Source organism: Lamprocystis purpurea DSM 4197 (assembly GCF_000379525.1).
In the GTDB taxonomy this organism is placed as follows: domain Bacteria; phylum Pseudomonadota; class Gammaproteobacteria; order Chromatiales; family Chromatiaceae; genus Thiodictyon; species Thiodictyon purpureum.
Genome location: NZ_KB902430.1, coordinates 19,056 through 32,529 on the forward strand (window position 1 = coordinate 19,056; position 13,474 = coordinate 32,529).

A 13,474-nucleotide genomic window follows, 5' to 3' on the forward strand; every position below is an offset into this window, starting at 1 on the left:
TTTGCTACTGATGATTACCGAGCGGATTTTCTTGAAGAGTACCGGTCACGTACCAATTCTATTGAGAAGGGAGAGTGCATCGAAACGCTGAGTCGTCTTCCGGATCGATTTTCAACAGACTTGTAATAGACATGAGGTTCTTGTAATGACAAATTCCAGAGCAATCCCGCTCGCGGCTCTACTGGCATTGGGTTTAGCCGTCACTGCTCATGGCGCCGCGGCGGATGACTATCCCTGCCCACCGAATCTCGGGGCGGTGACGATCGATGGGAACGTGGTGGTGAATGGCCGCGCGTGCGTGTTGGATAAGACCAGGGTGAAGGGTAATGTCTTGGTCTATTCCGGAGGGTCGCTCACCGTACGCGACGCATCGATCGACGGCAACATTCAAGCGGAAGGCGCCAAGTTTGTGCGCGTGGTCCGCACCGAGGTTGGAGGCGACATCCAACTCGATGACTTGCTCGGCAATAGCAGCAATATCGCGCGCAGCACGGTCGGCGGCAATATTCAGTTGAATGGCAACCGCGTGCCGCTCGTCGTACAGTACAATGTAGTGGATGCTGATGTGCAAGCCTTCAGCAACACCGGGGGCTTGACCATCCGCTACAACACCATCGACGGTAATCTGCAGTGCAAGAGCAATGTGCCGGCACCGACCGGTGGCTTCAATCAAGTCTCAGGGAATAAGGAGGATCAGTGCCGGCGGCTGTAACAGCAGCAGTCCCGGCATGGCCTTGACCATCGTCCTTGCCAGTGCCGGGGCGCCGCGCACTGGAGGTCGAGGCTTTAGCCAGAGGAAGGCCTCGCGAATGCGATATCGACCGGCTAAAGCCTCGGCCTCCGGTGCTCTACGGGCTGAGCGAAGATCGAGGCCGAATCGTTTCTTCCACAACGACAACGACAACGACAACGACAACGACAACGACAACGACAACGACAACGATTGTCTTCGCTTTTTCACCAATTTCCAACGCTTTCCCAAGCGCTCCAATCGGCTTCCGATCAATAGCGCTTTTTCTCCCTCCGAGTGGGCTCCGCAGCTTCCTGCTCAGCGGCAATCGCTTTGAGTTCACGCAGCAGCGCGCGCATGATCGGCGCATTGAGGTAATCGTAGGCCGAAACATCCCGGCCCTCGACGCGCTTCAGGCTGATGTGGTCCAGATCATCGGTGAGCTGACCGATGAGTTCCAGACGACGTGCTTCACGCTCGTCGGCCGCCATTGTCCCCCAATGCTGTTTGATCTGCTCGGTAAACGAGGCGCTCAGATGCTCGTCGTCATGAATGATGCCGATCTTGGCCAGGGCCGGGGCGAATTCGGCTCCCAGTTCGAATGGCTTGCCCCCGGCGCGGCGCCAGACGAACAGGTCCAGCGCGTCACCGGGGTCGCCCAGCGTGTCGACCCCGATCACTCGCGTGATCAGCCCGGTGGCGAAGGTCTTCAGCGCCCAGCCGGTGGACACCTCGGCCTGGCGCGGGTTGAGATTCGGCAGGGCGTCTTCCCAATGGCGGTCGGTGTGCAAGCGGAAACCGCGGCGCTCATCGGCCGCCAGCTTGAGATACGAGGGCTCGATCTCATCGATCACCGCCTCGAAGTAATAGAGCGGAATAGGCATGACCACGTCATGCACGATGATGATGCGCGGGTCATGCCACTGGGTGGTCTTGACCTGTCGGCCGCCGTGGCTCAGCACGTCGATCAGGCTTTCTTTGAACGCCTGGGCCCCGCGCCCGCCGGCATCGGTATCGACACCGAGCACGACCAGCCGGGTGCGGTTGGTGACGACGCCATCGTCCAGCGCCGCGGATTCAGCCGTGCTGACCCGCGCCATGACACCGGCCAGTTGCCCCAGGGCGAGCAGCTTGCGCTTGCGGTAGGCGGCAATGGCGTCGTCCGTCACCGGCTCGCCCGGCGCCTGGGCCGACTCCAAGGTCAAGCGCGCCTCCAGATCCAACCCGGAGATGACATCGAGTCCCGGCTGCCCGTCTGCACCCTTGGCCTGACCGAAGATCCGCCCGCGCAACCGTTCGCGGCCGAGTTGCGTCATGGCCCGGCGCAGATCGGCCACGGTCTGATCCACACCCTTGGTGACGACCCGCCCGCCTTCCTGGACCACGGGTTTGAGTTCCTGGGCAATGGCCTGGGCCAGGGCCTGACGATCGAAGGTACCGACAAAGCGGCCGTCATCGATGAACAGCCGGCGGTAGACCCGATCCCAGATGCGGTGGCGCGGCTCGTCCAGGGACTCGAAGACCTCGACCCGCATGCTGTAGGGCGGGACCACGGCCGTCTCACCGGCCATCAGGCGCGCGGCATCCTTCTCCAGTTCCTTGACCAGGCCGTCCATCCGGGTGGCCAGGCGGACATATTGGCGTGAGCGGTCTTGCAGGAAGTCCATCAGACCGCGCAACTGCATCAGCCGGACCCGCGCATCCAGATAACGCAAGGCCGCGCCCTTGGCCTGGGTATAGACGGCCTGCGCCTCCTCCCTGGCCTGTAGGAAGTCCTGATCGCGATTGAACAGCCGCCGGCTGGCGGCGGCCTTGCGCAGATTCTCATAGGTCAGGTCACGCAGCTCGGAGCGTTTCTTCGGCGACTTGACGATATCCTTCGCCTCGGTCGCTTGTTCGTCCTGCCGCGCCTCGATCAGCCAGGTCTTGGCGCAGACCTCCAGCACGCGCACCACGAGATAACGCTCCTGAATCGGATCGAGTTTGAGGCCGGTGATGGCCTCGCCCTCGCGGGCCGCCATCACCAGCCCCGGCGCATCGCTATCCACCAGTTGGTGACCCTGGCGGACCTCCTCCTCCAGCTTGGAGACCATGTCGATATAGGCATTGGCCTGCTCTTTCTGGAAGAACATGGTGCGGTCCTTGATCGTGATCCGGTTGATCAGGACCTCGCGCTGCTGCGCGAGTTGCCGCGCCACTTGTTGAATCAGCGTGTCGGCATGGACAGGTTCGCCTTTGTCGCTGGTGCCGGTCAGGGCACCCGTATCCACCGACTCCACCAGCCGGTACCAATAGCCGTCGAACAGCTCTTCATTGGCATCCTGACGCGCCAGTTCGCGCACGGAGGCGACAAAGGCGGCATTGATCAGCTCCTCGCGGCCCTCGTCCGACAGCTGCGCAAAGCGCGGGCTGTTGTAGTCCACCGCGAGCTTGGCCAGCGCGCGGGCGCGCTCGTCCGCGGGATCGCTCTCGCCGACGCCGAAGGTGATCTGGGCGCGCAGCGCCGCAGCGGCGAAGCGCAGTGCGCAGTATTCCAGCAGATCCTGACCCGGCAGGACCATAGCGACCGCACCGCAGGTGCCGTAATTCTTGGTGAAGCCCTCGCCCACATCACGCAAGTCGCCGGGAAAGCGGGTCAGCGCTTCCAGGTGCTGCTCATAATTATCGTATTCGCCGGCCAATTCATTGATGACCGGGGTGAAGACCTGCATGAATGCGGTATCGGCGATGACCTTTTCCGGATCGCGGGTGCCGACATGCGGCGGGCGGTCCATGACAAAGGAGACGAAGAACGGCCGGGCGCTGACGCTGAGCGTTTCACGCGCGTTCTCATTGCGATAATACTGAAAGGGCTCGCTGGTCCGCCCGGCCTGCCGGACCTGGCTGTAATCGAGCTTGGTGAGGTTCTCCAATTCCTTGAGCGCCGCATAGGTGTTGGCGTGGATATTGGCGTGCAGTTCCGGGCCGACCTTGTCCGTCAGGAGGGTCGACAACAGCAGATTCGCGATCACGCGCGGCTGCCAACCGGTCCGGTCGATAATCTCGTCGATCAGATAAGCCAACGACAGAAAGCTGCCGGAGCCGGTGCCGCCGGCCAGGGTGCAAAACAGATAGATATTGAACTTGCCCTGTTTGCGCCAGGTCACGCCCGGGGCCAGCGCCTGATTCACCAGATCGGTCAGCCGCTGCCGGATCGTCGGGGAATGGAAAAAAAAGCCCAGCCGCGACTCGATGCGAATCTGCCCGGCGCCCGGCTTGACACCCTCCCGCGGGGTATAGGTCGACGGCAGCCATTGCTCGGTCTGCGGGTCATTGGAGCGGCGCAGATGCGCGACGACCTTCTGTTTATCGAAGGCCGCGATATTGATGCGGTTCCCCTTCGGCACCTGCTTCAATGCATCCTGATCCAGGTCATTGGTGTCGATGGAGATGAAGGCCGTCAACGGCCGCAGTTGACTCTCCCAGTTCGGCAGGCCGGCGGCCCGCGCCGCGATGCGGTCGATGATCCGTGAGCCGACCCCACCGACCCCGAGGAAAAACGTCGGAGTGATGGTACCCTGATCCGCGCGATAGTCATTGTCTGCCATGATTGCTCCTATGCCAGCGTCACGATGCCCTGGACCAAGCAGCCGCCGCACCTGGAAGCGGTCTCGCGAACCCTGCCCGGCGGCTGAAAATAGGACAGGATTAGCAGAGTTTTTCCTGATTATCAATCTCGAAACAGTTGTACTGTGGCGCTTTTCGCAGGCGCAGCAGGGCCAGAACGGCTTCAGGCGGTCCTGACGCGCGGGACTTTCTCGCGAGCGCGCGAAAAAATTCGGGTCGCGGCAGCATCACAATAGGAATGCTTCTCAACACCGCCTCCCGGCGGACAGCCAAACCCGGCTCATGCTCGGTGTCGGCGATCAAGTGGACGCCGTAGCCGAATCCCTCCCTTGAGCGTCGCAAAGCGCCTCGATCTTGAACCGGACGCGGGAAAACCTTCACGTCCGGTTGCCAAGGAGCGGGTCCGTGGCAACACCTTCCAGCGACCCGACTCGACTAGCCCGAGCGGATCCCTTGTCCGATTGGACACTGGCCCCCAGCTTCCGCTATGAAAGTCGCCGTTTTCTATGAAGTCGAGGAGCTCGGCCGCGAGTTCGCTAAGCAATAGCGGGACAACAACTTCAGCCAGCACTAACCCTTGAATAAGGCTGATGGTACCAAGATCCAATAACCAACAAGGGAAAGCCCTCCCGGACTGGGTTCCCTGCCAATGCCGATGACAAAGCCAGCGTCATCGGGCGGAATACGCAAATGATGAGGCTCACGGCTACGCCCGCTGCTCAGGCGATGTCCGAATATCGCCAAAGGAGCGCTGAAATCACCGCCATCCAAGATGCCGACCAGCGTCGGCTCGCGGAAAGCGAGTTGCGTGAGGCACGCCGCCTGCTCGTCATGGAGTATTCGGGCGGCTTTTTTCGCCGCCTGGTCAGTCAGCCAGCCGATGGAGTCGAGGCCTTGGTCTGGTTCTGGTTTAATCACTTCAACGTGCTCTGGCAGAATGACCTGGTCGGCGCCGCCCTCCCCAGCTACATCGACGAAGTATTGCGGCCCAACGCAGAGGGGCGGTTTCGTGATCTGCTGCTCGGCACCATGACGCATCCCGCCATGCTGGTGTACCTGGACAACACCCGCAACGGCTCCGGTAAGATGAACGAGAACTACGCCCGGGAACTCCTGGAACTCCATACCCTGGGGGTGAACGGCGGCTACAACCAGGCGGACGTCCGCGAGACAGCGCGTATCCTCACCGGCGCTGGCCTGCGGCCCTTGGAGCCCGTACAGTGGGCGCCCAAGCAGGTGCCCCACCTGGTTCAACGCGGGGAATTCCTGTTCGATCCCAGGCGCCACGACTTTGGCCGCAAGGACCTCCTCGGGCAAACGATCCCCGGCAAGGGCTTTGGGGAGCTTGAAGCCTTGGCCGATCGTCTGTCCCGGCATCCGGCAACCGCGCGCCATCTGGCGGGAAAACTCTGCCTCTTTCTGGTTGGCGAAGGATCTCCTCCTGCCCTTGCAGAGGAGGCCGCCCGGATCTTCCGAGAAACCAGTGGAAATCTCGCCGCTGTCCTAGGTCCCATTCGGGAGCGCCTGAACCGCCGGGACGCCCCCGGCCTCAAGACATTCAAAGAGCCTCAGCGCTGGCTCACTTCCGCCCTGGCCTTGCTGAGTGGCGGAGTGCCTGTCAAGAATGCCCAGTTGCCGCTCGGCTGGCTCTCTGCTCTTGGGCAGGGTTTGTTTAGCTGCCGCACACCCGATGGCTATAGCCTACGTGGAGGCGACTGGCTTAGCGCCGGCCAATTGGCGCAGCGGTTTGAACTGGCACCTCAGATCGTCAACACGCTGCCCCGCCTGGCAGAAACCGCGATGCCGCCGGAGCAGATTCGGGCCAGCCCGGCGGTGGGCGCGCTGGAGGCCACACTCGGCCCGAAGTCCAGACAGGCCCTGACGAGGGCGAAGGGTGACGCGGGGCGGCTGGCGCTGTTGATCTCCAGCCCTGAATTCATGTACTGGTGAATCATGCGTGCATACGGGATGGATCGGCGGCAATTTCTGCGTCTGGCGCTGGGAGCCGGAATAATGCCCGTGGCCTGGCGGCTCTGGGCAGCCCCGGCGGTGCGCCCCAGGCCCAGGTTCGTCTTCGTCTTCTTGCGCGGCGGCTACGACGCACTGAGTGCCCTGGTACCCTACGGCGAGCCCTTCTATTACGAGGCGCGTCCGAACATTGCCCTCGCGCCGCCGGACCCGGCCAACCTGGAGGCCGCCGTGCCGCTGGATCACCGCTGGGCGCTGCACCCGTCCGTGAGCGACGCCCTGATGCCTTTCTGGGACGCCAAACAACTGGCCTTCGTGCCCTTCACGGGCACGGGCTTCGTCTCCCGCAGCCACTTCCAGGCTCAGGACTGGGTCGAGCTTGGCCAGGCCCCGGAGGCGCGTCCCGCTTCCGGCAGCGGTTTTCTGAATCGCCTGCTGACTGAACTGGATGATGCTCGTGGGCCCGCAACGGGCGTGAGTTTTACCCCCACCTTGCCGCCGAGCTTCCATGGGCCCATGCCGGTCGCGAACTGGCCCCTGAGCGGCTCGCGTCGGGGCAAGATCAATCCGGGCCTCGAGGAGTTGATCCTCGCGATGTACGACGAACATGCCCTTGAAGATCTGGTCAGAGACGGTCTGGGGCTTAGGCGGGAGGTCTCCCTTCAGTTGCAGCAGGAAATGCAGGAGGCCTCCCGCGCAGCCCTTCCAGCCGGCAGCTTTGCTCTGGAGTCGGCGCGCATGGGACGCTTGCTGTGCGACCATCCCGAGTACTTGCTGGGCTTCGTGGACGTCGGCGGATGGGACACTCACGCCGGACAGGGAGCAGCGCGCGGTGCGCTCTCCAGCCGGCTGCGGGATCTCACGGAGGGACTCCAGGCCCTGGCCCAGGAACTCGGCTCGGAATGGCAACGGACCCTGGTGGTCGTGATGTCGGAGTTCGGCCGCACCTTCCGCGAGAACGGCAGCCGCGGCACCGACCACGGTCACGGAACCACCCTCTGGGTGCTGGGGGGCGGCATCCAAGGCGGGGCCATCCGCGGTGAACAGGGGGGTCTCGGCTCCGGCGATCTGCACCAAGACCGGGACCTGCCGGTGCTGAACGAATACCGGGACGTCTTGGCCGGTCTATTGGCTCAACACTATGGTCTTGGGCGCGAGGCGTTGGCGCGTGTCTTTCCCGCAGCCAGCGCAAGGAATCTCGGTCTGCTATAAGGCGACTGCCGGAAAAGCCTGTACCGGATCGCAAAGGCTATTGCCAAGGCCCGGGCGCCTTACGGCGCCCGGGCCTTCCTCCGCGGTCTCCAAACGGGACCGCTCAGCGCATCACTTGTAGGAGACGGCCTTGTCGATCAGGTCGACGTGCTTGCGCTTGAACACGGTCCAGGACTTGCTGGACTTGTCATAGACCGAGTTGACGAAGCACTTCCAGTTCTGGTCGTCCACCGTGTTGAAGTCCATCCGGTAGTAGAAGCCCGGATAACGGGACTCCTCGCGGAACTGGATGTGCTTCATGTGGGCTTCGGCGGCCAGGATACGATGGTAGTTCTCCCAGGCGCGCAGCAGTTCGTGCAGGTCCTTGGCACGCATCTTCAGCGCGTCTTCCTTGAGCATGCCGAGCTTGTGCTCGGCCACTTCCATCATCTTGGCATTGGTGCGGTAGTAGGTCGCGACACCGGCCACGTACTCGTCCATGATCTTCTGCAGACGGAACTGCAGCATCCGCGGGGTGATGTAATTGGGATTCACATCGATCGCGGTGGTGTAGTCCTTGTTCTCCAGGAAGTTACGCACCGGACGGTAGATCTCTTCCATCAGTTGGTCGACTGACGTATCGAGCTCCGGCTTGTGGTCCTTGTTGTCCATGACGAACTTGATCATGGCCTTCATGGCCAGACGGCCTTCGGCATGGGAGCCGGAGGAGAACTTGTGCCCGGAGGCACCGACGCCGTCGGCGGCGGTGAACAACCCCTTGACGGTGGTCATGGAGCGGTAGCCCCAGTTCCAGCCGGAGGGCAGATGACCCGGCACCTTGTCGGCCTCGGCATGGCCTTCGCTGGTCGGCGCGCCCAGGTCGGTCGGACCCGACACCCAGATGCCGCAGCAGCCCGAATGCGAGCCGAGCAGGTAGGGCTCGGTGGGCATCAATTCGGAGTTCTTCTTCTCCGGCTCGATGTTCTCACCCGCCCAGACGCCGGCCTGGCCGATGCACATATCCAGGAAGTCTTCCCAGGCCTCGGCCTCCAGATGCTTGATCTCCTTGGGGGTCATGGTCTCGGCGAGCTTGCCCAGGGCGCTGACGGTGTCCATGTAGATGGGCCCGCGGCCTTCCAGCATCTCGTTGAGCATGACGTGGTTACGCAGACAGGAGGGCGTCACGTAGGCACGGTTGTAGGGGCCGTAGGGCTCCAGCAGCGCCTGCGCCTCGGGCTTGGAGAGATACTCCTCGCCGTAGGCATTGATGGCCTTGGACTTGAACAGCAGGAACCAGGCGCCGACCGGGCCGTAACCGTCCTTGAAGCGGGCCGGGACGAAGCGGTTTTCCATCATCGTCAGTTCGGCGCCGGCCTCGGCGGCCATGGCGTAGGTCGAACCGGCGTTCCACACCGGATACCAGGCGCGGCCCGTGCCCTCACCGACCGAACGCGGACGGAAGATGTTCACGCAGCCGCCGGCCACCAGCAGGCAGGCCTTGAACTTGTAGACGAACAGCTTGTGGTCGCGAGTGGAGAAACCGACGGCACCGGCGATGCGGTTGCTGTCGTTCTTGTCGTTGACCAGCTTGACGATGAAGACGCGCTCCTGGATGCGCTCGGTGCCCAGCGCCTTCTTGGCGGCCTCGGCGACGATCCACTTGTAGGACTCGCCGTTGATCATGATCTGCCACTTGCCGGAACGCACCGGCTTGCCGCCCTCGACCAGGGGCTTGCCCTCGTCGCCCGGCTGCTTCCAGATCGGCAGACCCCACTCCTCGAACAGATGCACCGAGTCGTCGACATGCCGGCCCAGGTCATAGGCCAGGTCGTCGCGGGTGATGCCCATCAGGTCGTTGGAGACCATGCGGGCATAGTCGGCCGGGTCATTCTGACCCAGATAGGTGTTGATGGCGGAGAGGCCTTGCGCCACGGCGCCGGAGCGATCCATGGCGGCCTTGTCGACCAGCTTGATCTTGATGTCGAAACCGGCCTTCTTGGCCTGGTCCAGCCAGGGACCGGCCTCGAAGGCGGCACCGCACGCGCCCATACCACCGCCGATGAGGAGGATGTCGACCTCTTCTTCGACGACTTCGGGATTTCCGAATACACCTGCCATATCAAATTACCTTTGCGTTCTCAACTGGGTTCGCGGCGAGACCTGAGCGGGTCCGGAAACGGGCATCAGGTAGGGGCCGCACGCTGCCGGACTCGCGCTACTTGGCGATGAGCTGGGTTGCGTCTGCCGCGTGCAGACCGTCGGTGCCGGTGGTGAAGAAGCCGGCCTTCTCGATGTTGGCGATGTCGGCGGTGGGCTTGTTGCCGTAGGGGTCGATCGAACCCTCCGGGGTGGTGCGGATCGGGAACTTGAAGCGCTTCATGGTCCCGTTGCGGAACTTGATGGTCCACATGATGGAATCAGTGCCGCGCAAGGGCTGCACGGAGGCGCCCATGGGCACGACGTCGGCGTAATGACGGCACTCGATCGCCTGCTGCGGGCAGATCTTGACGCAGGAGTAGCATTCCCAGCACTGCTCGGGCTCCTGGTTGAACGCCTTCATGGCGTGGCCGGTCTCGGAGCCGTCCTGGTCCAGCTTCATCAGGTCGTGAGGGCAAATATACATGCAGGCGGTCTTGTCCTGTCCCTTGCAACCGTCGCACTTGTCGGTACGCACAAACGTGGGCATCGCGATAAATCTCCAAACATTCACTGCGGTGATGTGCCGCCATCGGGGTCAAGGCGCGGGGCGAGGCGCCGGCAGCACGGGAAGACGCTCCACTGAAAACCGCCGCGCCGCTGTACGCCCGCGGTGTTCAACCCAGTCCGCGCCGCGCATCCCGGCCGAGTACGGCTCGGCGCCGACGATGTCCGGCGGGCTGACTCGCGTTCTGCCCCTGGCGTCCGACTGATTCCGACGATGGGTTCCGACGATGCTGCCGAGGGAGTCCGGATCACGCGAGTGCGGCAGAGTAGTGACAGGTCCATGTCACTGTCAAAACAGTATTTCGGTTTGCTTTCATAAATTCGCTTTATTAGCAGATTCCGGAATCCTTGAAGTGACCCAGATCGGCAGCTGTCCGTTCCTCACCGCATCCTAACCCTGCGCGAGGCGTTCACGCAGGGCCGCCAGCTCGTGCTCCAGGCGCTGCCGTGCCTGGGCCTCGGCGTCGGCCCGCCGGGTTTGCTCGACCGCCCGCTGCGCCTCGGCCTCGGCCCGCTGCGCCTCGGCCTCGGCCCGGTCCACGGCCTCGCGCTTGGCCTGCGCTTCGGTCTCGGCCCGCTGCGCCTCGGCATCAGCCCGCCGCGCCTCGGCGTTGGCCCGGTTCACTGCCTCGCGTTTGGCCTGCGCCTCGGCCTCCGCCCGTTCCCGATCCGCGCGCCAGCCGGGCAGGACGAAGCCGGCATAAACCGGATCGTCGCGCAACGTCTCCAGGTCCGGTCGGCGCGCCAGGTCGGTCGGGCGGAATTGCAGCCCCGGCAGCACCCGCGAACAGATCACCCCGGCCTGCGGTGCGATGGGCGTATAGAACCCGGCCGGGGTGCGGGTGTAGAACGCCTGGTGAGCGGGGTTCTGGTGCAGGATGTAATACTCGGGCACGCCCCCGGCGGCGTATTCGGCCTTCTTGATGACGGTATCGCGTTCGATGCCGCTACGCTCCTGGTCGGACAGGGCCTCGATACAGAGGTCGAAGACCCCGTGGTAGGAGCATGCCAGGGGCAGCAGCGGCTGGGGATTGTCGTTGCGCACCACGCCGAAATCGGGCTTGCGGATGACGGTGCCGCCCGGCAGCGGCAGTCGGAAACCCATCTCCAGGCCGACCAACTGCGCGCAGGGGTGGGTGCGCAGGAAGTGCCGCACCAGTTCGCCGAACCAGGCATAGACCAGAAAGGTCTCGTAATCGGACACCGGTTTCTCCTCCAGGCGGCCGTTATTCCACTCGTAATGGTGGTCCGACTCCAGGTAATACGTGGTCCAGTAGATCGCCTCCGAGACCAGGAGGCCGTCCGCGGAGCGCGGTGTGGGGTCCGCCGCGGGCAGGCGCCGGGGCGGCGGGGCCGGGACCTGCGACGCGGGTGCGGGCTGGGGGGCAGCGATGGATGACATGGGCGACAGGCGTCCGAATCTTGGGATCGCAAGAACGAAGGCTAGCACGAATCCGGCGGCGCCGTGGTGGGTGCCGCCGGCCCCCAGCGGATTCGGGCCGGCCGGCCTGGCGGCATCAGTGACCCATGGCCGCGCTTTGATATTCCATCAAGGCCGGCATGGCGATGGCGGCGATGATTCCGCCCACTAGCCCTACCACCGTGAAGACAATCGAAATAATGCCCACCACGCGCTCCCAGCTTGGCGTGGGGCGTGGTGGTCCGAACCGGTTGGCCATCGCGTCACCGCGCTTGAAGGCGAGCACGAGCACCGCCACCAGATTGGCCAGCGGGACGATCAGGAGGATCGACCACCAGCCGGCGGCATTGATGTCGTGGAAACGGCGGATGGCCAGCAACAGATAGACGACGAGGAACAGAATCTGCGGGATCAGCAGGCCGATGCCCATGAACACGGGTACCGCCTCATTCGCCTCGGGTTCCGGCACGGCGATCACGCCGAGTGCCATCAGTCCGAAGACAGCGCCCATCATCAGGACCCCGAGCACCAGGTTCCAGGCCAGCCAGCTCAGCCGGGTGAAACGGCCCTTGGGATCGAACGGGTTGGTGGTGTCGACTAGGCCGGCGACGGGTCGGCTCAGATCACTGCGGGGACTGGAGTAGGGATTGCTTTGTTCCATGGTCGGTTGCCTGTGTTGCGGTTTTCAGTGGAATGCTCCGCGCCGGGAGTGTGCGGTCCGCGGCCGGTCAACACACACCAGCGCCTGGGTATTTAGCCGGATCGGCGCCGTTGGCGCAAGTCAAGATATACTTGGGGTGAATCCGGATCAAACAGTCAATCCGGACCCGACAGGCATTCGCTGGACATCGGGCTGCTGATAGCCCTCGGCCGTGATAACCGGACGTAGGGGCGGGTTTTAAACCCGCCCCTACTCCAGAGTCTGTCATCAGGTACGAAGGCTATGTGCCCAACTGTAGTTTGCTTGTCCGATTACGACAACGACAACGATTGTATTTTTTAAGTTATTGCCGACTCGCTACCTTTTCAGGATTCAGTGCCCGCGAGGTCTCTTGCCATGTCACAAACCGCCGAGGATTTCTACCTGGCCTTCGCGCAAGGCCGCGAGCCCGACAGCGATGAACCCGAGATGGAAAGTTCCCTGCACTATGATCAACTGGCCTTGCTGGTCAGCACGCTGGATTGGTACTGGCGCGACCGGGACGATTTCTTTATCGGCGCGAACCTCAGTGTCTATTTCCGGCGTGACCAGTTCGCCCCGCGGGAACTGCGCGGACCGGATTTTTTTCTGGTGCGCGGCGTGGCGCGTCGGCCGCGGCGTTCGTGGACCGTTTGGCTGGAGCAGGGGCGGTACCCGGATCTGATCATCGAACTGCTGTCCGATGAGACCGCCCGCACGGACCGGACGGCCAAGAAGTCGCTCTACCAGGACGTTTTCCGTACTCCGGAGTATTTCTGGTTTTCACCCGACACCCACGATCTGGCTGGCTTCCACCTCGTGGATGCGCGGTATCAGCCCATCGCGGCGGACCCGGCAGGCCGGCTACCCAGCGCCATGCTCGGCTTGCGCCTTGGGGTGCATGAGGGTCTGCTGCGGTTTTTCACCCCGGATGGTGCCCTGGTCCCGACCCTGGCCGAATCGGTGGCTCAGGAGCAGGCGCGAGCGGCTCAACAATGGGCCCGCGCCGAGCAGGAGCGCGCACAGGCCGAGCGGGAGCGAGGTCGGGCCGATCAGGAGCGGACGCGGGCCGATCAGGAGCAGGCCCAGGCCGCGCAGGCGCGGGCGCGCGCGGATCAACTGGCCGCGCGCCTGATGGCGCTCGGTATCGACCCTGAGGCGCTTTGACGGAAATCGC

General features: G+C 63.5%; 10 protein-coding genes. 4 read left to right on the top strand and 6 right to left on the bottom strand.

What is annotated here, in order from left to right:
• Window positions 1-145: 145 nt before the first annotated feature.
• Window positions 146-712 carry a hypothetical protein gene (locus A39O_RS0107410; protein ID WP_040527405.1) on the top strand — a complete coding sequence of 189 codons (567 nt, stop codon included), beginning with the start codon at window positions 146-148 and terminating at the stop codon, window positions 710-712.
• A gap of 290 nt (window positions 713-1,002) precedes the next feature.
• On the opposite strand, the gene A39O_RS0107415 is transcribed toward A39O_RS0107410, so the two are convergent.
• Both A39O_RS0107415 and A39O_RS0107420 read right to left on the bottom strand, forming a co-directional pair.
• Window positions 1,003-4,317 carry a tubulin-like doman-containing protein gene (locus A39O_RS0107415; RefSeq protein WP_020504055.1) on the bottom strand — a complete coding sequence of 1,105 codons (3,315 nt, stop codon included), beginning with the start codon at window positions 4,315-4,317 and terminating at the stop codon, window positions 1,003-1,005.
• Window positions 4,318-4,417: 100 nt separating this feature from the next.
• Window positions 4,418-4,639 carry a hypothetical protein gene (locus tag A39O_RS0107420; protein ID WP_020504056.1) on the bottom strand — a complete coding sequence of 74 codons (222 nt, stop codon included), beginning with the start codon at window positions 4,637-4,639 and terminating at the stop codon, window positions 4,418-4,420.
• Window positions 4,640-4,942: 303 nt separating this feature from the next.
• Between A39O_RS0107420 and A39O_RS32475 the strand changes: the two genes are divergently transcribed.
• Window positions 4,943-6,286: a DUF1800 domain-containing protein gene (locus A39O_RS32475; protein WP_281170053.1), complete on the top strand. Its 1,344-nt coding sequence runs from the start codon at window positions 4,943-4,945 to the stop codon at window positions 6,284-6,286.
• A 3-nt stretch (window positions 6,287-6,289) separates the two neighbouring features.
• Window positions 6,290-7,516, top strand: coding sequence for a DUF1501 domain-containing protein (locus tag A39O_RS0107430; RefSeq protein ID WP_211211552.1), 1,227 nt, complete (start codon window positions 6,290-6,292; stop codon window positions 7,514-7,516).
• A gap of 111 nt (window positions 7,517-7,627) precedes the next feature.
• Here the strand turns inward: A39O_RS0107430 and aprA are convergent, their stop codons facing one another.
• The 4 genes from aprA to A39O_RS0107450 form a co-directional block, all read right to left on the bottom strand.
• Window positions 7,628-9,613 carry an adenylyl-sulfate reductase subunit alpha gene (gene aprA, locus A39O_RS0107435; RefSeq protein WP_020504059.1) on the bottom strand — a complete coding sequence of 662 codons (1,986 nt, stop codon included), beginning with the start codon at window positions 9,611-9,613 and terminating at the stop codon, window positions 7,628-7,630.
• Window positions 9,614-9,710: 97 nt separating this feature from the next.
• Window positions 9,711-10,181: an adenylyl-sulfate reductase subunit beta gene (gene aprB, locus A39O_RS0107440; protein WP_020504060.1), complete on the bottom strand. Its 471-nt coding sequence runs from the start codon at window positions 10,179-10,181 to the stop codon at window positions 9,711-9,713.
• 408 nt (window positions 10,182-10,589) lie between these two features.
• Window positions 10,590-11,600 carry a Uma2 family endonuclease gene (locus tag A39O_RS0107445; RefSeq protein ID WP_020504061.1) on the bottom strand — a complete coding sequence of 337 codons (1,011 nt, stop codon included), beginning with the start codon at window positions 11,598-11,600 and terminating at the stop codon, window positions 10,590-10,592.
• 115 nt (window positions 11,601-11,715) lie between these two features.
• Window positions 11,716-12,279 carry a DUF805 domain-containing protein gene (locus tag A39O_RS0107450; protein WP_020504062.1) on the bottom strand — a complete coding sequence of 188 codons (564 nt, stop codon included), beginning with the start codon at window positions 12,277-12,279 and terminating at the stop codon, window positions 11,716-11,718.
• Between the two features lie 396 nt (window positions 12,280-12,675).
• Here A39O_RS0107450 and A39O_RS0107455 point away from each other — a divergent pair, with 396 nt between their 5' ends.
• Window positions 12,676-13,464, top strand: coding sequence for a Uma2 family endonuclease (locus A39O_RS0107455; RefSeq protein WP_020504063.1), 789 nt, complete (start codon window positions 12,676-12,678; stop codon window positions 13,462-13,464).
• The last annotated feature ends 10 nt before the right edge of the window (window positions 13,465-13,474 follow it).